Below are 22,955 nucleotides of genomic sequence, written 5' to 3'. Positions count from 1 at the left end.
GGTCAGAAGGCGTACCAGGTGAAGGTGGTGAAGGCGGCCCACGGGTTGGTGGTGACGCGCGGATTCCCGTCGTAGAAGTTGCCGCGGAACATGTAGCCACCGTGCAGGCCCACGGTCATGAGGTAGCGAATGGTGTAGCGCAGCTCGGCATTGATTTCGGTGCCGATGATGCGACCACGAGCGACACCCGGCGTGGTCTCCGGAGGCGTGACGCTGCTCCGCGCATGGCCCACGCCCAGCTTGAGGTTGAGCTTGTTGGGGATGAGGTCATACGCGCCGGTGGCGAGGACCGTCTGGAGACCGAAGCCCTGGTTGGAGAGGTCCGTCACCGCGCCCGTGTAGTTGTTGGCCGTGCTGGTGAAGGGGAACAGCAGCAGCATCTTGTGGTTGAACCACACGGCGCCGGGGAGGCCGTACTGGTTGAGCGTGAAGGCGCTGGTGTAGCGGCCGTCGTCGAGGTTCGAGTCGCCGGTGGAGAACATGCCCTCCAGCGTCACGAGGTCCGCCGGGGTGCGGCCGAAGTTGTAGAGCAGCTCCAGGTTGGCGGAGAGGCCGCTGATGTCCACGGCGGGGTTGGCGGTGGTCTCCGGGTTGCTGCTCTCGTAGCGGCCCAGGTTGTACATGACGAAACCCGAGGCGCCGAAGGGGCCGGTGCGGAAGTCGATGTTGTGGTGGAAGTTGGCGCCCAGCCACCCCACCCAACCCGTGGGCCGCTCGATGTTGAAACGCGAGGTGCCCACGAAGAAGGGCAGGCCCGAGGAGGAGGGGCCGCTCTTCACGAGGCCCTCGAAGGCGTAGGCATCGCCCTTGGTGTCGTCGCGCAGGTACCACGCGGACAGGCCCACCTGGGTGCCCGGAGCCACGGGGTAGGCGTAGTCGGCCATGCCGAGCACGGCGTACTTCAGCCGGGGGTCATCCAGCAGCGCCTTGTCCGCCTGGGCGCTGCCCAGCGGCAGCAGGCTCAGGCGAGAGGAGTGGCCCTTGTAGTGGCTGAAGGCGGAGAGGCCGGTGGCGTCGCTGCCCAGGAAGGCCAGCTTGTAGCCGGTGCGGATGATGTCGTTGAGCGGGGTGCGCGTCGGATCGAAGTACGAGTCGTAAACGGGCTGCGTGCCCATCACGATGGCCAGCTCGGCCGGCTTCTTCGTGGGGTAGAGGGCGACGTTGACGTTCTTCGTCTGGATGTTGACCTGGTCGGCGTTGAAGCCACCGCCCTCGTTCTGCTGCAAGGCATTGGCCGAGCGGCCCCAGAGGTAGTCCACCTCGACCTGGGCGCGGAAGCTGGCCAGGCCGTCCATGAAGAACGGGCTGTACTCGAGGACGGGAATCCAGCGCTGCTCGACGAAGAAGGCCGAGCGGCCATCCACGCGCACCGCGCTGCCGGCGGGCAGGCCGATGGGACCCAGCGCCACGCCCTTGAGGCCGGAGGGGTCGGCGAGCTGGTTGGAGGCGGTGACCCGCGTGAAGAAGTAGTTGATGAGGACGAACTCACGAGGCTCCGCGTCCTCCTCGCGGTTCTTCGCCTCGTGCCACTCGGCATAGGCGCCGGGCAGGGGGGTGCTCCCCTGGGCCCACGCGGGCGAGGAGAGCCCCGCCGAGCCCAGGGCGAGCGCCAGCGCGCACCCTCGCAGCCGTCTATCGGTCTCGGACACCCGCCACGTCATATGCGTCTCGTCTCCGGGGGAAGAGGGTGCGCGCCAGTCAGGGCGCTCTTACTGGATGGCGTAGGTCTGCACGGCGTTGCCGGTGAAGGCCGCGCCATTGAGAGTGACACCCGTGGCACCCACGCCACCATTGGAGCAGCGAGCACCGGTCGCCTGGTTCTCGAAGAACAGCTCCACCTTCAGCGTCTTGCCGTCCTGGCTGACCTGGCCGCGGCCCACCTGCTTGAAGCTCGGGTAGGTGTACGTCACGTCGAAACAGCTCCCATCCTCCGCTACGTTCTCGATGAGGACGCCCGTGGAAGTGAAGTCCGTCGCACCAGACTTCGCGGCGTGGTCACACTCCTGGACGCCCGCGGTGGAGGTGCTGCGCAGCGTGCCCATGTCGCTCTGGACGCGGTAGTTACCGCCCGCCACCGACATGGTCACCTTCACGTAGCACTGGGTGGCCGCGCCATAGTTGATGTCCTCGCTGAAGCCATTGGGGTGGCTGGGGATGTTGGCCCCCTCCATCACCAGCGTCTTGCCCTCGAGGTACGTGGAGATCTTGTCCGCCGTGTTGTACTTGGGCCCGGTGTCCGGCCCCGGCCCCGTGGGCTCCGGATCGCAACCCGCCACGCCCAGGGTGCACAGCATCACCGCCGACAGCAGTTGCTTCTTCATGTGATGGCTCCTCATTCCCGGCGAGCGCCGGCTCGACAGCTTCGACATGTCTGGGAGTTCCCCGCGGAACACAGCGGGGATGACCCTCACCCTGGCCCTCTCCCAGAGGGAGAGGGGAGGGGCTCAGCCTACGCCGGCTGCGATGGCCCGCTCACGCAGTTCGCGCTTGAGAATCTTCCCCGCCGCGGACACCGGAAGGGACGCCACCAGCTCCACCTGCTTGGGAACCTTGTAGCGGGCCACCCGGCCGCGCAGGTGCTCCAGCAGCGCCTCGGACGTGGCCTGCGCGCCGGGCTTGAGCACCACGAAGGCCCGGCCCACCTCGCCCCATTTGGGGTCCGGCACGCCCACCACCGCGCAGGCCTGCACGGCGGGGTGCTCGTAGAGCACCGTCTCCAGCTCGAGCGGGTACACGTTCTCTCCGCCGGAGATGAACATGTCCTTCTTGCGTCCGTTGATGAAGTAGAAGCCGTCCGCGTCGCGGTGCGCCAGGTCTCCCGTGTGCAGCCAGCCGTCCTTGTCGATGGCCTCGGCGGTGGCCTCCGCGTTCTCGAAGTAGCCCGAGCACATGGAGGGGCCCTTGAGGAGGAGCTCTCCCGTGGCGCCCTCGGGCACGTCGCGGCCGTCATCGTCCACCAGGCGCGCGTCGATGAAGTAGTTGGGCCGGCCGATGGAGCCCGCCTTGGACACGGCGAACTCGGGGCCCATGCTGAAGAGGCCCGGGCCGAACTCCGTCATGCCAAAGCCCTGCTTGAAGGGCACCTTGTGCACCGCCTGCCAGGACTGCAGCAGCGGCACCGGCAGCGGCGCGCCACCACTCGTCACGAAGCGCACGCAGGAGAGGTCCGCCGAGCGGAAGCGCGGCGAGTCATACATCTGCTGGTATTGCGTGGGCACCGCGAAGAAGAGTGTCACCTTCTCGCGCTCCACCAGCCGCAGCATCTCGTCGGCGTCCCAGCGGCGCATGAGCACCACCGTGCCGCCGCAGGTGAGCAGCGGCACCGTGTAGACGAGCAGTCCGCCCGTGTGGAACATGGGCGTGTGCGTCACGGTGACGTCCCCGGGGCGCACCTCGTGGATGAGCGTGTTGAGCGTGTTCCACGCCACCATCCGGTAGCTGAGGCGCGCGCCCTTGCTCTTGCCCGTGGTGCCGCCGGTGAAGAGCAGGCAGAGGATGTCCTCCTCGCTCACCTGGGGGTTCGTCACCTTCGTGGCGGACACGTGCGCGAGCGGCTCCGCGTACGGACGGCTCGCGGGCAGCCCCTGCCCTTCCAGGTGGACGAGCTTCAGCGCACCACCCACCTGCTGGTGCACGGTGGCCACGCCGTCACGGAAGTCCTCGCTGAAGAAGAGCACGCGCGGGCCGGTGTCGCGCACCAGCTCCGTCAGCTCCTGCGCGTGCAGGCGCCAGTTGAAGGGGACGAAGATGGCGCCCAGCTTGCCGCAGGCGAAGAGGACATCCAGGTACTCCACGCCGTTGTGAGCCACCAGGCCCACCCGGTCGCCCCGGGTCACACCGACCACGTCACGCAGCCAGCCCGCGAGCGCCTCGGCGCGCGCATTCATCGCCCGGTAGGTGAAGCGGCCGGCTTCTCCCTTGGCCACGTCCACCACCGCGGTGTGCTCGGGCCAGTACACGGCCCCCCGGCTCATCCAGTCGCCGATGAACATGCGTTGTCCCCTCCAGAGATGTTGCGGCTACGCTCAGGCCGTCCAGCGGTAGAGCGCCGAGGCCATCGCGAGGCCGCCGCCGCTGGCACACAACGCCACCAGGTCGCCCTTCTTGATGCGGCCCTGCACCACCGCGTCATCCAGCGTCATGGGGATGCAGGCCGAGCCGGTGTAGCCCCACTTGTCCATCGTCCAGTTCGTCTTGGACATGGGCTGCTCCAGCACCTTCATCGTGGACTCGATGGTGCGCAGGTTGAGCTGGGTGAAGACGAAGTGGTCCACGTCGTTCATCGTCAGCTTCGCCCGCTCCAGCAGCTGCTTGAGCAGCATGGGCCAGCGCTCGGTGTTGAAGGTGGCGGGGAACTTGCGCACGAACTGCACCGAGGGCTTGCCGTTGGTGAGCTCCAGCGTCTGCGCCGTGGCCGGCCGGTACGTGCCGCCCGTGTAGACGCCCAGCGCGTCGTGGTACTCGCCGGCCGCCAGCAGCTTCGCGCCCATGAAGCCCGGCTTGTCGCTGGCGCCCAGCACCACCGCGCCCGCGCCGTCCGCGAAGAGCGTGCAGGTCTTCTTGTCCTTCCAGTTGATGTACCGGCTCATGCCGTACGCACCCACCACCAGGATGCGCTGGTAGCTGTCGTCCGCGGCAATCGTCTTGCTCGCCACGTCCAGCGCCGTCACCCAGCCCGCGCACGCGGCGTTGATGTCAAACGTGCCCGCGTTGCTCGCGCCCAGCTTCGCCTGCACCGCCGAGGCCGTGGCCGGGCTCAGGTAGTCCGGCGTGTCCGTGGAGATGATGATGAGATCCAAATCCAGGGGCTTCACGCCCGCGCGCTCCATGGCCTGCTTCGCGGCCTCCACGCACAGGTCCGAGGTCACCTGGTTGTCTGCCATCAGGTGGCGCTGCTTGATGCCCACGTTCTGCTGGAGCCACTCGTCCACCGGCTCGCCGATGATGCGCTCCACATCGGCGTTGGTGAGGACCTTCTCGGGGACATAGCGGCCAGTGGCCAGGATGTTGGCGTATCTCATCGGTTCGTCTTGCTCCGCGGGGCACGCACCTTGCGCGTCCCCTTCTTGCTGCCGGTGCCACTTCCAGCCGGACGCGAGTCCATGCCGTGGCGGATGAATTCCATCGCGGTGTCCAACACGTGCTCCAGGCCGCCCTTCCTGTCCCACAGCACCCAGCGCATGCCCAGGAAGTCGCCAATGCCCATCAGGCAGTAGGCCAGCGCCTCCGCGTCCATGCGCCGCACCTCGCCCTTGGCCATGGCCCGCTCCAGGCCCGACACGTAGCCCTCGGCGAAGCGGTCGTAGTAGCGCCGGTAGCACGCCTCATCGACAAACTCGGCCTGCCGCACAATCCGGTACAGGTTGCGGTGACGGCCCACGAACTGGAAGAAGATGCGCAGACCCTCACGCTCCACCTCAATCCGGTCCTCGCACTCCACCACCGCCTCGGCAATCATCCGCCGCAGCCGCGCGCCCAGTTCGTCCACCACCTCGACGAAGATGGACTGCTTGTCCGGGAAATAAACGTAGAAAGTTCCCAGCGCGACTTCCGCCTCCCGGGTAATATCCGCGATGGAGGCGTGCTCGTAGCCTTTGTTCCCGAAGACGGTCTCCGCCGCCTGCAGCAAGCGCTGGCGTGTGCGTTGACCTCGCGGGGTCGCTGGAACGGGCAGGCGCTCGGCTGGCAAAGTTGAAGACCGATTCATCTTTCAACCTTGCGTAACACTCCCCTCGCGGTATTGTCAAAAACTGTCATTCATCCGCTGGCGCACTCATATGCAACGCATTGCGTCAGCCACGAGAGGGAACGCATGCAGCTCAAGGACTTGAAGGTCATCGTCACGGGCGGCGCCCAGGGCATGGGCGCTCACTTCGCCACGCGGCTTCATGAGGCGGGCGCGCAGGTGGCCGTGGGCGACGTGGCCGATGAGAAGCTCGCCGCGCTGCCCGCGGGCATCCACCGCCGCCGCCTGGACGTTTCCAAGGAGGAGGACGTCAGCTCCTTCGTGCAGTGGGCCCACGAGTCCATGGGCGGCCTCAATGGCCTCATCAACAACGCCGGCATCCTGCGTGACTCCCTTCTGGTGAAGAAGGACAGGACCACCGGCGAGGTGAAGAAGCTGTCCACCGCGGACTGGAACGCTGTCATCGGCGTCAACCTCACCGGCGCCACCTTCATGGTGCGCGAGGTGGTGGCGAAGATGGTGCAGACGGATCAGAAGCCCGGCGTCATCGTGAACATGAGCTCCATTGCCCGGCACGGTAACCGCGGGCAGAGCAACTACGTGTCCGCCAAGGCCGCGCTGGCCGCCAACACCTTCACCTGGGCGCGTGAGTTCGCCTCCTTCGGCATCCGCGTGGGCGCCGTGGCCCCCGGCATGGTGGAGACGCCGATGACCCAGGGCATGAACCAGAAGGCCCGCGACGCCCTGGTGGCCAACATCCCCGTGGGCCGGATCGGCCTGCCCGAGGACCTGTGGCTGGCGGTGAAGTTCGTCCTCGAGTGCGACTACTTCAACGGCCGCACCATCGACGTGGACGGCGGCCTCACCATGTAAGTGAGTGGACAGGCCGGCGCGGAACGGGGTCAGACCCATCCGCCCGGCTCGTTCGTTTCAAGGGTATGGGGGCGCTCGGCACAGAGACGAAGGCAGCGCCCGGCAGGCGGGCAGGCAATCCCTCACCCCTTCCCTCTCCCAGGGGGAGAGGGGGCGGCGGACCTGCGGCCAACAAAAAGGGAGCAAGGTGGGACTTCTTCGCTCAAACGCAACCGCAACAAGCGTTCAGGGGGTTGCCGCTTGGAAGTCAAGTGAGTAAATCATTTCCAGTCGGGAATAGACGGGACGCTCGGAAGGTCGAGCACGGCAGGCGAGGGCGCGCCATCCCAGGCAGCGAGCCCCGCGAGTCGAGGGAGCCGAGCGAACCGCACGCAGTCCGGGAGTCCCGACGCCGAGGGGAACCTCGAGCCCCGCTCAGGTGTCTCAACTGAGGGGATGGCTCAGGTGTACATCTCAAGGCCAGCAGTGCGGCCGGCATCGAACTGCGGCGAGCGCTGGAGCTGCTCCAACACGCGGGGCGTGCAGTAGAGCGTCACCATCTCCGTGGAGCCCGGCTCGCTGATCCACCTGACAGCGCCCATGAGGTGATGGGCCTGCAGGAAGTTCAGCACCGAGTCGCGGAACTGCTTGCTCTGCTCCATGGCACTCTTGTGCACGTGCGAGCGGTCTCGGGAAATGGACGGCTGCCAGGCAGCTCCGGGCTCCTCCCGGGGCATGACCAGGGCCTCGATCCACCCCTGCGAGCTCTCGACACGGGAGCCCGGCAGCGGAGTGACCGCGGAAATCTTGGGAAAATGGCCGGAGGCCCGGCGCGGCGATGTGGCTGTCTTCCTGCTCATCCTGCTTCCTCCCGCAGGCCCGGCGCTCGACTGGCGCCGGCCCTGGTAGCCGCCATCACTTGTAAACAGCCAGACCCCTACCCGCGCGCCCTGAAGGCGTCTTGGGCAGTTTCAGCACATTGTCTAGAATCAAATCCCTGACTTCAAGTGCCGTCAAGTCCGGGGAACGGCAGCGATATAGCGCGGCGAGCCCAGCGACGTAAGGGGCAGCCATGCTCGTTCCGCTCATTCGTTCATAGAACGCCTGGTTGTTACACCTTCGTTCTGTGCTCGAGTAGACGTTCACGCCGTAACCCATCAGGTCAGGAACAGATCGCTGGTTCACCACGCCGCTGGCCGAAAAGCTGGCCACCCGGCGCGAGAAGTCGACCGCCCCCACGGACAGGGCCTCTGGGAAGGCTGCTGGGTAGCCAGCCGTCCCTGCGCCTCCATTGCCGGCCGCCACGATGGGCAGGACGTTGGAGTCCACCAGCCGACGCAGCAGCGTCTGCAGCGCGCGGATGTTCAGCCGGTACTCCATGTCACTGACACCTTGAGGCGGCTGCACGGGGAACCCCAGGGACATGTTCACCACCGCCGGACGGGTGGCGTTCTCAGGACGTGAGAACTGGTGTAGCAGCCATTCCATACCGGCGGCTACCCGGCCCAGGCTCGTCCGTATGCTTTCGGACTCGATAACCGAGGCGACGTAGAGGTCCACCTCCGGCGCCACGCCGTGGAACTCGCCCGCAGCGATGCCCGCCACGTGGGTGCCGTGGCCATCCGGGTCAAAGCCACGCACGTCGCGCGCCGGGTTGTGCGGCGAGTTGGGGAAGAGCGAGACGTAGCGGAACTGGATGATGCGGTTCTGGTGCTCGGGGTGGTCCGCGTCCACTCCGGTGTCGAGGATGCCGAGCATCACGCCAGCGCCTTTAATCCCCTGGGCGTGGGCAGAGTTGATGCCGCACTCCTCGGGCCACTCGCGGTTGACGAGCGAGGACAGACCCTGGTTGCGCGGGCCCATCTGCCCCGCGGACACCGGGCCCGGGAAGGTGAGCTGCACCGTGTCCGGGATGAACTCGAAGTCCCGCCCGAGCTCCTCCTTGGCGACTCGCTCGGCCTGCTCCGAGGTGAAGTGCGCCATGGTCGCGCCGATGAGCGGCATGTGGCGGTAGGTGCCCACCTCCGAGGCCGTGGCCGGCTCCATCACCGGGCCGTCGTTGTTCACCGACACCTGGACTTCGTTCTTGCGGCTGCGGCCCTTCGCGGCCGTCTTCTTCTTCGCCTGGGTGGGAGGCCTGCTCACCTCTGGCAGACGCCCAGGCAGCGTGGCGGAGCGCAAACCAAGGCTGCGAAGCATGTCCGGCGCCCGCCCGCTGATCATGAACTGAAGGGCGGTGGTGCGCTGCAGCACGCGCTCTCCCTGCTCCGTGCCCCGCACACCCGGACGGGCTTGGGTCTCAATCGACTCCTTCGGAACCAGGAGGTAGGACTTCATGGTGCGCTCCTTTACAGAATACCGACTGTACTGACCGACTGACGGCCACAGGGACGCCGGCCCCACCCTCGCGGAGCCGGGGTGGGACACCGTCTTTGTTCACACCGTCGGCTCACAGTGCGAATAGAGCGGCCCCCCCTGACATGAATCGCGGATATCTCCGCTCTGGACGTCATCGGCCCCCCGTGCGTTCCAGTGGATGACTGTCACAACGTACGAAACCGGAAACGATTCACGGGTAGGAAGCGTAATACGGGTTGTGGCAGGTCGGAAAATAGCGGCCGGATGGAATGTCCGCTGGAGAGTTTGCGCCCGCCTGCCTGCTCCCGGGGTGAGGACAGGGAAGCGCCTCCCCCCCCACATTTGTTCGCCACCAGGTGGTAAGGGGAGCCCAGGCTGTGCGCCGTCCCCCCGCCGGAGAGACTCTTGATTCCCTACATCAAACCGCCTTCCATCCCGCTCGGCCCCATTACCCTCGAGCCCTTCGGCATCTTCGTGGCGCTCGGCGTCCTCTTCGCCGCCCACCGGCTGGCCAAAATGGCCGAGCGCGACGGACTCGATGCCACGCCCCTCCAGGACTACGCCCCGTGGGGTGTGGGCGTGGGTGTCGTCGTGGGACACCTCTTCCACCTGTTCGCCTACCACCCCGAGGAGCTCTCCAAGAGCCCCTTCCAGATTCTGAAGGTGTGGGATGGCCTGTCCTCCTTCGGCGGGCTGATTGGCGGCATCCTCGCCGCCGTCGTCTTCTTCAAGCTGAAGAAGCTGCGCTTCCGCGACTACGCCGACTCCTTCGCCCTCGCCGTCACGCCCGGCTGGGCCATCGCCCGCCTCGGCTGCTTCGCCGTCCACGACCACCCCGGCGTCCGCACCGACTTCTTCCTCGCCGTCAACTTCCCCGCGTCCCTCGGGGGGCCCCGCCACGACCTCGGCCTCTATGACGCCGCCTTCCTCTTCGCCATCTCCGGCCTGCTCATCATCCTGCGAAATGCCGGCATGCTCCGCGGAAGGCTCCTCCCACTGCTCTCCATCCTCTACGCCTGCGGCCGCTTCTTCTTCGACTCCCTCCGCGCCACCGACCTCTCCTATGTCGATGCTCGGTACTTCGGCCTGACACCCGCTCAGTTCGGTTGCTTCGCCCTCGTCGCCTTCGGCCTCTATGGCCTCGCGAAGTGGCACTCCCCCGCGCAGAAGGATTCTCCCGCCGTTGGCTCGGGTGGGAGTGTTCAGCCACAGGCGCGGTAATGGGGTCGCGGGTCTCTCGGGTAGACCCTCACCCCAGCCCTCTCCCAGAGGGAGAGGGGGCATACACGGGCTCAACCTGAGGACCGGATACCCTCACCCCGTCCCTCTCCCGAGGGGAGAGGGGATGGTGCTCGGTTTGAGACGCCGAGTTCTTAGTTTTGGTCTGCCGGAGGTGAGGGGCGCAGGCCCGCCAGCTTGCGGCTCGCCTGCACCGAGTGCACCTCGGTGATTCTTCCCGCCTCGTCGAGCTCCACCCGGATGACCACCCTCGCGGCCGCCCCCGGTGAGCTGTTGTTCCAGCTGGCCACCACCGCTGGCAGGCCGTTGAGCGTCCGCAGCTCTACTACGTCCGGCGTGCCTCGCATCTCCTGCACCCGCCGGTAGAAGAGCGACACCCTCTTCAGCCCCACCACCGGCACCCGCGCCGCGTACGTCTCCCCTCCCCCGTCCGTCAGCGCCTTCACCGGCTCCGCTAGCAACGCCTCCGCCGCCTCCACGTCCCCAGACGCCAGCGCTCCCAGAAAGCCCAGCAGCGCCTCCCGCGTCCGCTCCTGCAACGCCCTCGTCGGCACGCACCTCGCCCGGTCGTACTTCTCCATCGCCTGTCTCGCCCGGTGGTGCGTCACCTTGACGTTCGTCTCGCTCATCCCCAGGCACTCCCCTACCTCCATCCCCGAGTAGTCGAACACGTCCCTCAACAGCAGCACCGCCCGCTGCCTCGGCGTCAGCGCCTCCAGCGCCAGCAGGAACGCGAACGACACGCTCTCCAACAGCTCGTAGCGCCCCTCCGTCGTCCCTCCTCCCGGCAGCTCCGCCTCCACCGACGGCACCGCCTCCTCCCCCGTCTCCACCGGCGACGGCAGCCACGGGCCTACGTACCCCTCCCGCTTCCTCCTCCTCAGCCGGTCCCTCGCCAGGTTCACCGCCACTCGCGTCAGCCACGGGCGCACCTCCTCCAGCCTCCCCGGCGGTGACGTCAGCGCCCGCGCGTACGTCTCCTGCACCAGCTCGTCCGCGTCCGCCGCCACCCCCGTCATCCGGTAGCACAGCCCCCACAGGAACTTGTCGTGCTCCCGCGCCGCCCTCTCCAGCGCCTCGTGTGCCGTCTGCTTCATGCCGCTCGCGCTCCCGCCTCCGTGCTCAGCAGCCTCCACACCGTCTCCGCGCTCGCCAGCGTCGCGTCCGCCAGCAGCCCCTCGCTCCCCACCCAGTCCCCCACCACGTACAGCCCTCGCACGTGCTCCACTCGAGGCCCTGGCCTCCGCTCGAGGCTCTTCGTCGGCAGCGCGTTCATCACCGTCAGCCCCGGCAGGAAGCGCTTCGTCACCACGTGCTCCCTCCACCCCGGCTGCAGCACGTCCAGCACCCCTTCCAGCTCTCCCTCGCTCGCCTCCGTCTCTCCCCCTCCCAGGTACTTCGCCACGTGCACCATCGCCCCTCCCTCCGGCGCCAACTTCGCCCACGCTGAGTGCACCGACGCGTACCACGGCCTGTCCACCCCCAAGGCGAACAGCGCCCTCGGCCTCGGCAGCTTCGACAGCCCCACCTCCAGCGACGCCGCCTTCACCGGCTTCACCTCCGCCTCCCACCCCGCGACCACCTCGTCCCCCGGCAGCAGCGCCGACACGTCCCTCGGCGCCCCCGTCACCACCACCGCCTCCGCTTCGTATTCCGTTCCGTCCGCCAGCTGCACGCCTCGCACTCGGGCCTGCGTCGCCCCCTCTTCCCGCACCACTGACTCCACCCTCGCCGAGCCCACCACCTCCACCCCTGCTTCCTTCGCCTTCCCCGCCAGCGCCTTCACCAGCTCGCTCCAGCCCCCGTCGAGATAGCGGACTCCCTTCCTCGCCAGCTGGAACTGAGCCACCGCTACGTCCGCCGCCAATGCGTTGGCGTCCGCGCAGTACGTCGACACCCGGAAGAAGGCCGCCACCACCTCGCGCACCTCCGCCCTCGTCACGTGCTCGTCCAGCCACTCGCGCAGGCTCCGGCCCTCCAGCCTCTCCGCGTCCACCCGCGACAGCCCCGTCATCACCCGCCCAAACTCCAGCTTGCCCGCCGCTCCCAGCAGGTCCGTCATCAGCAGTGACACCGCTCCCGCAGGCATCGAGTGCAGGTGGCCATTCTTCAGCGCGAAGCTGCCCTCTCCTCGTGGGCAGCCTCCCTGCATTGGCACCGCCAGCGATTCCAACACCCGCACCGCCGCTCCCCCCAGGTACAGCGCGTGCGGCCCCAGGTTGAAGCGGTAGCCCTCCACCTCCGTCGTGTGCGCCCGGCCCCCGAGATGCCTCGACTTCTCCAACAGCGTCACCTTCCTCCCCCCTCGCGCCAGCATCACCGCCACCGCCAGTCCCCCCAGCCCTCCACCCACCACCACCACGTCCGTCTTCTTCTTCATGGTCCGCTCCCTTTTACGAGCCGCTCTTTCTCGCGCTCACAGGGACCACGACGGGGGGCTCGGAAAGGTTACACAGGGAGGATTTCGGGGTCCGGATACCCTCACCCCGACCCTCTCCCGGAGGGCGAGGGAGGGATGGAGGGAGGGATTAGGAATGGGCTCGCGGGTGCAGAGGGTGTCTGCAGTGGGTGTCAGGGGCCTTCGTTAGCTTCCGCCCGCTTCGCACCCTCTGGCCCGGAGTTTCTCCATGAAGCTTCACGTCGCTCTGCTGCTCGCCGCCTCCTCCCTCAGCGCCTGCACCGCCCACGCCAGCCAGGCCCCCTCCACCTCGGACGCCCAGGCCCTCGCCTCCGCGTCCGCCTCCTTCCGCAAGGCCTCCGTCCAGCTCTCCACCGGCGTCCGCATGCACTACGTCGAGCAGGGTCGCAAGGACGGCCCCGTCCTCGTCCTCCTCCACGGCTACACCGACTCGTATCTCTCCTTCGAGCGCGTCCTGCCCCTCCTCCCCAGGAGCTTCCACGTCTACGCGCTCGACCAGCGCGGCCATGGCGACTCCTCCCGCCCCGAGTGCTGCTACTCTCAATCCGACTTCGCCTCCGATGTCGTCGCCTTCCTCGACTCCCAGGGCATCCAGCGCGCCGTCCTCGTCGGCCACTCCATGGGCAGCTTCATCGCCCAGCAGGTCGCCCTCGAACACCCTCAGCGCGTCGAGGCCCTCGTCCTCATCGGCTCGGCCCCCACCGTCCACGGCAACGCCGTCGCCGCCGAGCTGAAGTCCTACGTGGACACCCTCTCGGATCCCATCGACCCCGCCTTCGTCCGCGACTTCCAGGCCGGCACCTTCTACCGCCCCATCCCTCCCTCCTTCCTCGACACCGCCGTCTCCGAGAGTCTCAAGGTCCCCGCTCGTGTCTGGAAGGCCTCCCTCGATGGCCTCATCGCCGAGGACCACGCCGCGCGCCTCGGCACCCTCTCCGTCCCCACCCTCGTCGTCGGAGGGGATCGCGATGGCTTCTTCTCCGTCGCCGAGCAGCAGGCCCTCGCCCAGGCCCTGCCCCGCGCCACCCTCGCGCTCTACACCGAGACCGGCCATGCCCCCCACGTCGAGCAGCCCCAGCGCTTCGTCCACGATGTGAAGGAGTTCCTGCGCGGTCCGCACCGGGAGTAGCAGTCCGGCACCGGAAGTCCGGTCGCTAGTGGGCGGAGCATCCTCGCAAGTATGCTCCCGACCCATGACTTTCAAGACCAGCTACAAGGTCGGGCTCGCGGTGCTCCTGTGCTACCTCGTGGCCTGGCTGGACCGGATGGCCATCAACATGACCATCCCGTTCATCCGCGATGAGCTCAAGGTCGGCCCCGAGCAGATTGGATGGATCCTCAGCGCCTTCTTCCTGGGGTACTCGCTCTTCCAGGTTCCCGGAGGAATGCTCGCCGACCGCATCGGTCCCCGGAAGGTCATCCTCGCCGCGCTGGCCTGGTGGTCCGTGTTCACCGCACTCACCGGCGTGGTCGGAGGGCTCGTCAGCATGCTGGCGGTGCGCTTCCTCTTCGGCATCGGTGAGGGCATCTTCCCGGCCGCCGTCTGGAAGGTCATCAGCAACTGGTACACGAAGAAGAACCGCAGCACCGCCAACTCGGTCATCCTCTCGTCCGTGGCCTTCGGGCCCGCCATCTCCTCGCTGCTGCTCGCCTCGCTCCTGCCCATCCTCGGGTGGCGCGCGAGCTTCTATGCCCTCGGTGGTGCCGGGGTGGTCTGCGTGCTGGTGGCCTGGCTCTACATCACCAACTCCATCCAAGACAGCCCGAAGGTCTCGCCCGAGGAGCGCGCGGAGTTCGAGCGCGACAGCCGCTCCGAGGCCGCCAACTCGGAGCAGACACTGGAGAAGGCCAGCTTCGGCGAGTTGCTCAGCTCGCCCTCCATCTGGGTGCTCTTCTTCGTCGCCCTCATCTACAACCTGACGATGTACGGCTGGCTCAACTGGCTGCCCACGTACCTGCTCGAGGTGAAGAAGCTCTCGCTGACGAAGACCGGTCTCGTCGGGGCGCTCCCGTTCTTCTTCGGCGGCATCGGCTGCGTGCTGGCCGGTTACGTGTCGGACCGCTGGTTCCGCGGCCGGCGCAAGTACCTGGTGTTCGGCTGCCAGGCCATCGGCGGCGTCTGCCTCTACCTGTTCACGCAGATCAACGACCCCGTCCTGTACATGGTGGCTCAGTGCATCGCCGGCTTCCTGCTCTTCATGGCCGCCGGCGCCTTCTGGGCCCTGCCGATGATTCTCGTGCCCCCCAAGCTGATGGGCTCGGGCGCGGGCTTCATCAACACCGGCGGCCAGATTGGCGGGTTCATCACCAACATCCTCATCGGCAAGGTCATCGCGTGGAACAACAATGACTACTCGACCGGCTTCCACGTGATGCTGGGCGCGCTCGTCGCCGCGGCGCTCCTCGTCCTCACCGGCATCCGCGAGCAGCCCGCCGCTCCCAAGCCGTCCACCGAGCCGGCCCTGTCCTGAGGGCCCTCCTCCTCGTGGAGCCCGCAGGGTGGGACGGGGCCCACGAACAGCACTCAATTCATGATTTCCATGCTATCCTGGAGTCCTCACGGCTGATCCGAGAGGACTCACCAGGAGGCAGGACATGACGAAGTCGCTCCGTGTTCTCGCAGTGGTCTCCCTGCTGCTCGCCGGTTGCGGCGAGAGCGAGCTGGCCGGCGCGGAGCCGGCTGCGTCCCGGTCGGAGCAGGCCCAGTCCGCGCCGCCCCGAGAGGAGGGCCCGGGCACGATCCAAGCGATGGCCTGCATCACCCTCTACAACCAGGATCCCCAGCCTACCTGCCAGACGCGCGACTACTGGAAGATGAACACCGCTTCCTATTGCCCCTCGGGCTACTACGGCTCCGCCGTCACCACGCACGACGCCTGCTCCACCCCGGGCTACTACCGGTACGCCGACATCACCTGCTGTCAGTGAGCCGCAGGCACGAGGCCCACTCGCCCAAAAGAAAAGCCCGGCAGGGGCGAACCCGACCGGGCTTCATTCTGCGTGGGTGCGACGCCTAGACGGAGCGGCGCGCCTTCTGCGTGGCCACCAGCGACAGCAGCGCCAGCAGGGCCCACACGGAGCCCGACGAGGCAGGGCTCGCGCCGCAGCCACAACCCGGTTCGTTCGGGTTGGGCGTTCCACCATTGCTCACAGTGACGGTGAAGGTGCAGGTGGCGGAGTTGCCGGAGGCATCGCGCGCGGTGGTGGTAACAGTGGTGGTGCCCACCGGGAACGTACTGCCGGACGCCTGGCTGTAGGTGATGGCCGGCGCGGGGTCGATGGCATCCGTCGCGGTAGCGGCCGGATAGGTCACGCTGGCGCCGCGCGAGTCGGTAGCGGTGGCGCTCTGGTTGGCAGGGCAGGTGGGCGCCGGAGCCGTCGCATCCCGCTTGATGGTCACGCTCTCGCTCCTCGTACCGCCTCCCGAGGTGGCGACGCACGTGAGGGTCACTCCCGTGCTGTCGGTGGTGACAGTCGTCGCATCGCAGCCCGTCGAGCTGGTAATGGGGGAGTCGGCATCGGCCACGGACCAGCTCACCCCCACGTCGGTGGTGTAGAAGCCATTGGCGGCCAGGGTGCCCGTCAGCGTCGCGACGACCACGGGCAGCGAGGTATCCAGGGCCGAGGACTGGAGCAGCCGGATCTCGTTGCCCGCCGCCGCGTCCGCCTCAGCGACGAGAATGGACGTGCCGAACCGGCTGGCCCACTGCGGCTCGGAGCCGGGGCTGCCCGGCCGCAGGTCCTCCACCAGCGACGTGCCGCTCTCGGTGCCATCCGTCTTCCACAGCTCGGGCCCGCTCACGCCATCATCCGCGGTGAAGAACAGCTTGCCGTCGAAGGCATTCAGCAACCGCCCCGTGGACATGCCCCCGCCCAGGCGGGGCTGGATGTCCTTCACCATCACCGTGCCCGCCTCCGTGCCATCGCTCTTCCACAGCTCGGAGCCGTTGGAGGTGTCGTCCGCGATGAAGAAGACCTGCGAGCCCACGGCCATGAAGGACGTGGGGATGGAGGAGGCATTCCCCGGGGCGATGTCCTTGACCAGGGCGGTGCCGGCCGCCGTGCCATCACTCGCCCACAGCTCCTCGCCCTCGGCCGCAGTGGTCCTGACGAAGTAGACGCGGTTGCCCGCGGCGAAGAGCGCCACGTTCTCGAACGACGACGTGCTCCCCGGCGCCAGGTCCGTGACGCGGGTGGTGCCGGTATCCGTGCCGTTGCTCTTCCACAGCTCGTAGCCCGTGGTGCCGTCGTCAGCGGCGAAGTAGACCGAGTCTCCCACGACGACGAGGGACTGGGGATCCGAGAAGTTGGTGCCCGGGTTGATGTCCTTGACGATGACGGTGCCAGCAGTGGTGCCGTCGCTCTTCCACAGCTCGACGCCGGTCGTGGCATCAAAGGCAGAGAAGTAGAGCGTGGAACCAATGCGGACCATGAGACCCTGGGGGCCGGTGCCGGTGCCGGTCCGGATGTCCTTGACGAGGGTGGTGCCGGCGGAAGTTCCGTCGCTCTTCCACAGCTCGAGGCCCGTGACACCATCGTTGGCATAGAAGTACACGGTGTTGCCAATCGCCGTGCCGAGGATCGGCAACGAGTCGTTGGGCCCCGGCAAGATGTCTTTGACGAGGGTGGTGCCAGCGACCGTGCCATCGGTCTTCCACAGCTCGAAGCCAGTGGTCCCATCGTTCGCGACGAAGAAGGCATTGGAGCCGGCCACCACGAACTGAGGCGAATCCGTGAAGCTCCCCGCCGAACCGGACAGGATGTCCTTGAGCAGCGAGGTGCCGGCGGCCGTGCCGTCACTCACCCACAGCTCGGTGCCGGACGTGCCATCATCCGCCGCGACCACGAAGACATTGCCCAGAGCGGCCGGGATGCTCGGGGCCGAGCCGGTCGTGCCCGGGCGAATGTCTTTCACCAGGGTCGAAACCTGGGCACTGGCCGTTGCCCCCGTGCCGAGCGCGCCCAGCAGGACGAGACGGCCGAAGGAGTTGAGAAAATCATTCATGTGAGACCCCCAGAGTCAGCATGTTGATGCCGGAGCTACGAACGAGCTCGGCCGCATCCTATGAAGCCCGTCCCACCAGGGATAGGAAACCGGGAGGTGGCCTCACTTGTCGTGCTCGAGCACCGCCGCTGTGAGCTACCAGTAGTTCACGGACTTCAGATCGAAGATGTCCGTGAAGCCGTGCGCCCGGAGGATCTGCGTCGCCATCGCGCTACGCCCTCCCGCCTGGCAGTACACCACCACCTTCGTCCCCGGCGGGCCCACCTCGCCCACCCGCTGCGGCAGCTCCTGCACGGGAATGTTGCGCGCCGGCTCCGGGTGCCCCTGCCGGAACTCATCCGGCGTCCGCACATCCAGCAACACCCACCCCTGGCCCACCAGCTCCCGGGCCTTCTCCGACAGTTCTTTCGGCGTCATGGCCGCCGGACTTTAGCCGGAAACTGGAGCCCTCGTGCTGGGACGCTACAGTTCCGTCGCACCATGTTGGACAAACACGCCCTCCTCGACCAACTCGCCGATCGGCTGCGCCAGAGCGATCGGCTCGCCCACCGCGCCGAGCTCGAGGCCCGGGAGGCCGCCCGTACCCTCGCCACCGAGTCCGAGAAGAAAGAGGATGGCCGCGCCGTCATCGAGTACGGCAGCCTCGCCACCGGCCAGGCCCAGCGCGCTCGCCGCGTCCAGGAGGAGATCAAAGCCCTCTCCGACTTCCAGCAGGAAGGCGTCCCCCGCTTCTCGCGCAAGAGCCCCGTCGCCCTCGGCGCCCTCATCGACGTGTCCACCGAGGACGAGGAGGGCTTCTCCGAGCGCACCTTCTTCCTGCTCCCCGTAGGCGCCGGCACCGAGCTCACCGGCCCCGGCGGCGATGGCTTCCTCTCCGTCATCACCCCCGCCTCCCCCGTGGGCCGCGCGCTGATGGGACGTCGTGCGGGCGACACCATCGAGGTGACGCTGGCCGGCGAGGTACGCGAGTGGACGGTCCTCGAGATCGCGTGAGCCCCCTGGCTTGATCCGCCCCGCGCCTTCTTCCACGATTCCGGGGAACGCAGGCGCTGGGGGGTCCTGCGCCAGAGGAGGTCGCGCGCCATGTCCAAGCTCCTTGGAGCCGCGAAGAGCATCCGTCCGGAGTGCCCGGAGGAGCCCACTCCCTCGCCCGTGGATGACTGGGCCTTCGCGGTAGACCATCCCGATGGCTACATGGCCGTGTCCGCCGTGCGCAACAACACGGGCGAGCTGGTGGACTTCCGGTGGCAATACGCCAACTCGGCCGCCGAGACGATGATGGGCATGACCCTGGCCTTCGTGCTCGGCCGGGGCATCGTCGAGCTGCTCCCCGATGCGCGCAGCCGGGGCGTCCACACCCGCTTCGCCCGCGTGGTGGAGACCGGCGAGCCCTACGTGGACGAGGTGTATTTCCCCCTGGCGAACCGCGAGCGCTGGTTCCGCCTCGTCGCCCTCAAGCGCGGCGACGGGCTGTCCATCTGGTTCAACGACATCACCCGCCGCAAGCGCGAGGAGCTGGAGACAGGCTTCCTCGCCGGCGCCAGCCACCTGCTCACCGCCTCGCTGGACGTGGAGAGCGCCCTGCATGAGCTGGCCCGCCGCTGCGTCCCGTTGATCGCCGACGCCTGCGTCCTCCAGGTGATGGACAGCCGGGGCCAGCCGCTGCTGCTCGAGACGGCCGCCAACGAGCCCGTCCACGAAGCGCTGCTCGACGAGGTGCTGCGGCGTGCCTCCACCCAGACCACCGGCGAGCCCGGCCTGATGGGGCTGATGCTGCCCCAGGATACCCCCCAGCTGCTCACCGAGCTGACGCCCTCCCTCCTCCAGTCCCTCACCCGCGACGCCGAGCACCTGCGCCTCATGGAGGCCCTGGGGCCGCACTCGCTGCTCGCCGTGCCATTGCGCGCGCGCGGCCGGCCCCTGGGCGCGCTCATCCTCCTCACCTTCACCCCGCGCACCCTCGGAATGGAGGACCTGCACTTCGCCGAGGACCTCGCGGACCGCGTGGCCCTCTCCGTGGACAACGTCCTGCTCTTCCGCGAGTCCCGCCAGGCCGTGGCCCAGCGCGACGAGTTCTTCACCGTCGCCGCCCACGAGCTGCGCACCCCCACCACCTCCCTCAAGCTCAACGTGCAGTCGCTCTTGCGCAGCGCTCGCCGTGGCGAGGCCGGCCAGACTCCCTCCTCCCTCATGGCCAAGCTGGAGAACATCGACCGCAACGCCGGCCGCCTCAACGCGCTCGTCAATGAGCTGCTGGATGTCACCCGCATCCACGCCGGCCGCCTGCGACTGGACCTGGAGCAGGTGGACCTCACCGCGCTCGTCCAGGACGTGGCCGCTCGCTTCGAGCTACCCGCCACCCAGGCTCACAGCCCCATCCACCTGGAGCTCTCCGGCCCCGCCGTGGGCTCCTGGGACAGGCTGCGGCTGGAGCAGGTGGTCACCAACCTGCTGTCCAACGCCCTCAAGTACGGCGCCGGCAAGCCCGTGCGTCTGCAGGTGTCGGCCGACACCACGTGCGCCCGCCTCGTGGTGCGCGACGAGGGCATCGGCATCTCCCCCGAGAGCCTCCCGCGCCTCTTCGGCCGCTTCGAACGCGCCGTGTCCGACCGCCACTACGGCGGCCTCGGCCTGGGCCTCTACATCACCCGCCAGATCGTCGAGGCACTGGGCGGCCATGTCAGCGTGATGAGCGCCCCAGGCGCCGGCGCGACCTTCACCGTGGAGCTACCGCTCCAGGCCACTGGCTGATGGAGAGCACCCTTCCCCACACCCCACGTGTCGGACGATGGACGAATCACTCACGGGCGGTGGATTTGGGCCGGGCAAGCTGCTTGGAAGGATGCTGCATGAGAGCCGAGCCAGCTCGCCCGCCATCATTGCCCCTCACCTGGCCCGCCGCGGTGTTCGGCCTCATCTTCGGCGTGGCGATGACGTATGCGCCCTACGAGTTCCACGCGGCGTACTTCCGGCCGCTCTACCCGCATGTGCGCACCATGGGCGTGGCCTACCTGGGCAGCAGCATCGTGCTCATGGCCACCATGCTCTACCCCCATGCGCCGCGCTGGTTGGACGTGCTGGGGCGCGTGGGCTTCGGCGCTGTCACCGGGCTGTACTGGTGGGTGCTCAACGTGCGCACCGGCGGCCTCACCGGCGCCATCCTCTACCCGCTGCTGCTGGCGGGCCTGGCGCTGGAGACGTCCCCCGCGTGGCGGCGGCGCGAGGTGTTCCGCGGCGTGGTGGCGCTCATCGCACTCGCCTTCGGCCTGCTCATGCTGGTGGCGCGCCAGCGCTTCCCCCCCGTCTTCTACGCCTCGGTGGCGCCGATGCTGGTGCCCATGGGGCTCATCTTCATCGGCTGTGGCGCGGGGCTGCTGGCCCCCGTGAGTGAGCGCTGGCCCCGGCTGCCACGCATCCTGCTGGGCGTGCTCGCGGTGGACTTCTCGCTGCTGGCCTGGGCACTGGCCCGCATCGGCTCGGGGCCGGGCGCCAGCATCTACCTCATCCTCACCCTGGCGTGCGTGGCCTCGGCGGCCGGCTTCCACCCGCGCGCTCCCCGCACCGTGGGATTCAAGCTGCTGCGCGGGCTGGCCTTCGCCGGCGTGGTGCCGCTGCTGGCCCTGGGCGGCTTCGCGGCCTGGCTGGCCCAGGGCGCCATCGAGCGCCAGGTGCGCGACGACACCATCCGCGCCGCGGCCGGCGAGGCGGACTTCCTCGTGCGCTACCTCGACGATGCGCGCGAGTCCCTGCAGTTGCTGCTGGAGTCCCCCGGCTTCCGCAAGGCCTACGCGCGCAGGGACCCCGAGCAGGTGGCGCTCTACCTCAACAACCTCCCCGCCCAGGCCCGCGCCTTCGACGCCGCCATCATCGTGGACAAGGACGGCGAGGGCTTCGCCGCCTCCTACGGCACCAAGGGCCTGGGGAGCTTCGCCCACCGCGACTACTACGCCGGAGTCATGAGCACCGGCGCCCCCTACATCTCCCGCCCATACATCAGCTCGTTGGACCTGCCCCACGTCGCCGTGGCCCTGCCCTTCAAACAGGACGGAAAGCTGGACGGCATGCTCGTGGGCCTGCTCTCCCTGGAGCGCCTGTCCGCCGCCGTGACGCCCGCGGCCCAGCGCTTCCGCGTGCAGGTGCTGGACCGGCGCGGCCTGCTGCTGCTGCGTGACACCCAGCCCGGCGCGCCCCTGCTGAGCGAGGCCCACCTGCCCGGCGTCCTGCGCCAGCAGCTCTCCACCAGTGAGGAGGGCGTGGTGGAGACGTTTGGCCCGGAAGATCAACGGATTCTCCTGGCCGCGGACGCTCCCGTGCCCGGCACCGAGTGGAGCGTCGTCGTCGCCCAGGACATGGGCATCGCCTACCGCGCCATCACCCGCACCAGCGTGGCCTTCATCGCCACCCTCGCGCTCGGCGTGTTGCTGATGCTGGCCCTCTCGCAGTTCGTGGCCCGCGACATCATCCGCCGCCTGGAGACGCTGGTGGAGGCCACCGCCGCCATCGGCCGGGGCGAGCTGTCCCGGCGCGTGACAGAGGAGGAGGATGACGAGCTGGGCGGGCTGTGCCGCGGCTTCAACGAGATGGCTGCCCGCACCGAGACCGCCCAGGGCGAGCTGCGCGAGGCGGTGCGGCTGCGCGAGGAGTTCCTCTCCGTGGCCAGCCACGAGCTGCGCACGCCCCTCACGCCCCTCAAGGGCTTCGCCGCCCTCACCCTCAGCCGCATGGAGAAGGGCGGCGACTTCCCCGAGCGTGAGCGCACCCTCAAGGCCCTGCGCTCCATGGCCCGACAGACGGACCGGCTCACCCGGCTGGTGGACGACTTGCTGGACACCTCTCGGATTCAGGCCGGCCGCTTCGAGCTGGAGCGCGCCCCGTTGGACCTGCTGCCCCTGGTGCGCGAGGTGATTGAGCGCTTCGAGCTGAGGGGCAACGAGGGGCTGCGCTTCGTCCTCGACGCCCCCGCCCAGGCCGTGGAGGGCGTCTGGGACGGCCCCCGCCTGGAGCAGGTCATCACCAACCTGCTGGCCAACGCCGTGCGCTACTCGCCCCAGGGCGGCACCGTGCGCGTCAGCTTCCACCTGTCCCCCGAGGCGGTGGAGCTCCGGGTGCGCGACGAGGGTATCGGCATCCCTCCCGAGAGCATCGCCCTGCTCTTCCAGCCCTTCGCCCGCGCCTCCAATGCCACCGCGCGCCACTTCGGCGGCCTGGGCCTGGGACTCTTCATCTGCCGGGAAATCGTCCAGCGCCATGGGGGCGCCATCTGGGCGGAGAGTCCCGGCGCACAACTGGGGAGCTGCTTCCACGTCCGCCTGCCCCGCGAGGTGCCAGCCACTCTCGCGGCCGCCGTGGCCAGTTAAGGCTAGAAAACGGGAAGACGCGTTTTCTTGGAGGATGGT

The 22,955-nt window shown here is 68.2% G+C and carries 19 protein-coding genes; 8 read left to right on the top strand and 11 right to left on the bottom strand.

What is annotated here, in order from left to right:
- Positions 1-2: 2 nt before the first annotated feature.
- The 5 genes from OV287_RS01370 to OV287_RS01350 form a co-directional block, all read right to left on the bottom strand.
- On the bottom strand, positions 3-1,661 hold the full coding sequence (locus tag OV287_RS01370; RefSeq protein ID WP_267532139.1) for a hypothetical protein: 1,659 nt from the start codon (positions 1,659-1,661) through the stop codon (positions 3-5).
- Positions 1,662-1,709: 48 nt separating this feature from the next.
- Complete coding sequence (locus tag OV287_RS01365) at positions 1,710-2,321, bottom strand: hypothetical protein (RefSeq protein WP_267532138.1); 612 nt, start codon at positions 2,319-2,321, stop codon at positions 1,710-1,712.
- A gap of 123 nt (positions 2,322-2,444) precedes the next feature.
- Positions 2,445-3,992 (bottom strand): class I adenylate-forming enzyme family protein, encoded by a 1,548-nt coding sequence (locus OV287_RS01360; protein ID WP_267532137.1) that lies wholly within the window; start codon positions 3,990-3,992, stop codon positions 2,445-2,447.
- 33 nt (positions 3,993-4,025) lie between these two features.
- Positions 4,026-5,021, bottom strand: coding sequence for a 3-oxoacyl-ACP synthase III family protein (locus tag OV287_RS01355; protein WP_267532136.1), 996 nt, complete (start codon positions 5,019-5,021; stop codon positions 4,026-4,028).
- Positions 5,018-5,707: a TetR/AcrR family transcriptional regulator gene (locus OV287_RS01350; protein ID WP_267532135.1), complete on the bottom strand. Its 690-nt coding sequence runs from the start codon at positions 5,705-5,707 to the stop codon at positions 5,018-5,020. Before OV287_RS01350 ends, OV287_RS01355 begins: the two co-directional genes overlap by 4 nt.
- 105 nt (positions 5,708-5,812) lie before the next feature.
- Between OV287_RS01350 and OV287_RS01345 the strand changes: the two genes are divergently transcribed.
- Positions 5,813-6,559 carry an SDR family oxidoreductase gene (locus OV287_RS01345; protein WP_267532134.1) on the top strand — a complete coding sequence of 249 codons (747 nt, stop codon included), beginning with the start codon at positions 5,813-5,815 and terminating at the stop codon, positions 6,557-6,559.
- A gap of 440 nt (positions 6,560-6,999) precedes the next feature.
- Here the strand turns inward: OV287_RS01345 and OV287_RS01340 are convergent, their stop codons facing one another.
- Complete coding sequence (locus OV287_RS01340; protein ID WP_267532133.1) at positions 7,000-7,398, bottom strand: hypothetical protein; 399 nt, start codon at positions 7,396-7,398, stop codon at positions 7,000-7,002.
- A 55-nt stretch (positions 7,399-7,453) separates the two neighbouring features.
- Entirely contained in the window at positions 7,454-8,875 is a 1,422-nt protein-coding gene (gene popC, locus OV287_RS01335; protein ID WP_267532132.1) for a subtilisin-like protease PopC, read from the bottom strand.
- Positions 8,876-9,301: 426 nt separating this feature from the next.
- On the opposite strand from popC, the gene OV287_RS01330 reads away from it, so the two are divergent.
- Positions 9,302-10,117 carry a prolipoprotein diacylglyceryl transferase gene (locus OV287_RS01330; RefSeq protein WP_267532131.1) on the top strand — a complete coding sequence of 272 codons (816 nt, stop codon included), beginning with the start codon at positions 9,302-9,304 and terminating at the stop codon, positions 10,115-10,117.
- Positions 10,118-10,269: 152 nt separating this feature from the next.
- Here the strand turns inward: OV287_RS01330 and OV287_RS01325 are convergent, their stop codons facing one another.
- Entirely contained in the window at positions 10,270-11,232 is a 963-nt protein-coding gene (locus OV287_RS01325; protein WP_267532130.1) for a sigma-70 family RNA polymerase sigma factor, read from the bottom strand.
- Positions 11,229-12,515, bottom strand: a complete 1,287-nt coding sequence (locus tag OV287_RS01320) for a phytoene desaturase family protein (protein ID WP_267532129.1) — start codon at positions 12,513-12,515, stop codon at positions 11,229-11,231. Before OV287_RS01320 ends, OV287_RS01325 begins: the two co-directional genes overlap by 4 nt.
- A 247-nt stretch (positions 12,516-12,762) precedes the next feature.
- Between OV287_RS01320 and OV287_RS01315 the strand changes: the two genes are divergently transcribed.
- The 3 genes from OV287_RS01315 to OV287_RS01305 all read left to right on the top strand — a co-directional run bounded on the left by OV287_RS01315 (position 12,763) and on the right by OV287_RS01305 (position 15,482).
- On the top strand, positions 12,763-13,683 hold the full coding sequence (locus OV287_RS01315; RefSeq protein WP_267532128.1) for an alpha/beta fold hydrolase: 921 nt from the start codon (positions 12,763-12,765) through the stop codon (positions 13,681-13,683).
- A 64-nt stretch (positions 13,684-13,747) separates the two neighbouring features.
- Positions 13,748-15,025, top strand: coding sequence for an MFS transporter (locus tag OV287_RS01310; protein WP_267532127.1), 1,278 nt, complete (start codon positions 13,748-13,750; stop codon positions 15,023-15,025).
- A gap of 124 nt (positions 15,026-15,149) precedes the next feature.
- On the top strand, positions 15,150-15,482 hold the full coding sequence (locus OV287_RS01305; RefSeq protein ID WP_267532126.1) for a hypothetical protein: 333 nt from the start codon (positions 15,150-15,152) through the stop codon (positions 15,480-15,482).
- 85 nt (positions 15,483-15,567) lie between these two features.
- Here the strand turns inward: OV287_RS01305 and OV287_RS01300 are convergent, their stop codons facing one another.
- Entirely contained in the window at positions 15,568-17,559 is a 1,992-nt protein-coding gene (locus OV287_RS01300) for an ELWxxDGT repeat protein (protein WP_267532125.1), read from the bottom strand.
- Positions 17,560-17,694: 135 nt separating this feature from the next.
- Positions 17,695-17,976 carry a rhodanese-like domain-containing protein gene (locus OV287_RS01295; protein WP_267532124.1) on the bottom strand — a complete coding sequence of 94 codons (282 nt, stop codon included), beginning with the start codon at positions 17,974-17,976 and terminating at the stop codon, positions 17,695-17,697.
- 63 nt (positions 17,977-18,039) lie between these two features.
- On the opposite strand from OV287_RS01295, the gene OV287_RS01290 reads away from it, so the two are divergent.
- The 3 genes from OV287_RS01290 to OV287_RS01280 all read left to right on the top strand — a co-directional run bounded on the left by OV287_RS01290 (position 18,040) and on the right by OV287_RS01280 (position 22,916).
- Positions 18,040-18,552, top strand: coding sequence for a GreA/GreB family elongation factor (locus OV287_RS01290; protein ID WP_267532123.1), 513 nt, complete (start codon positions 18,040-18,042; stop codon positions 18,550-18,552).
- A 90-nt stretch (positions 18,553-18,642) separates the two neighbouring features.
- The gene (locus tag OV287_RS01285; RefSeq protein ID WP_267532122.1) at positions 18,643-20,310 is read left to right on the top strand and encodes a sensor histidine kinase; all 1,668 of its coding nucleotides are present in this window, start codon (positions 18,643-18,645) and stop codon (positions 20,308-20,310) included.
- Positions 20,311-20,408: 98 nt separating this feature from the next.
- Entirely contained in the window at positions 20,409-22,916 is a 2,508-nt protein-coding gene (locus OV287_RS01280) for a sensor histidine kinase (RefSeq protein WP_267532121.1), read from the top strand.
- The last annotated feature ends 39 nt before the right edge of the window (positions 22,917-22,955 follow it).

The sequence above is a fragment of the Archangium lansingense genome (assembly GCF_026626635.1).
GTDB lineage: Bacteria > Myxococcota > Myxococcia > Myxococcales > Myxococcaceae > Archangium > Archangium lansingense.
The sequence above is the reverse complement of the archived record's forward strand: the minus strand, read 5'-3'. Positions and strand labels throughout refer to the sequence as shown.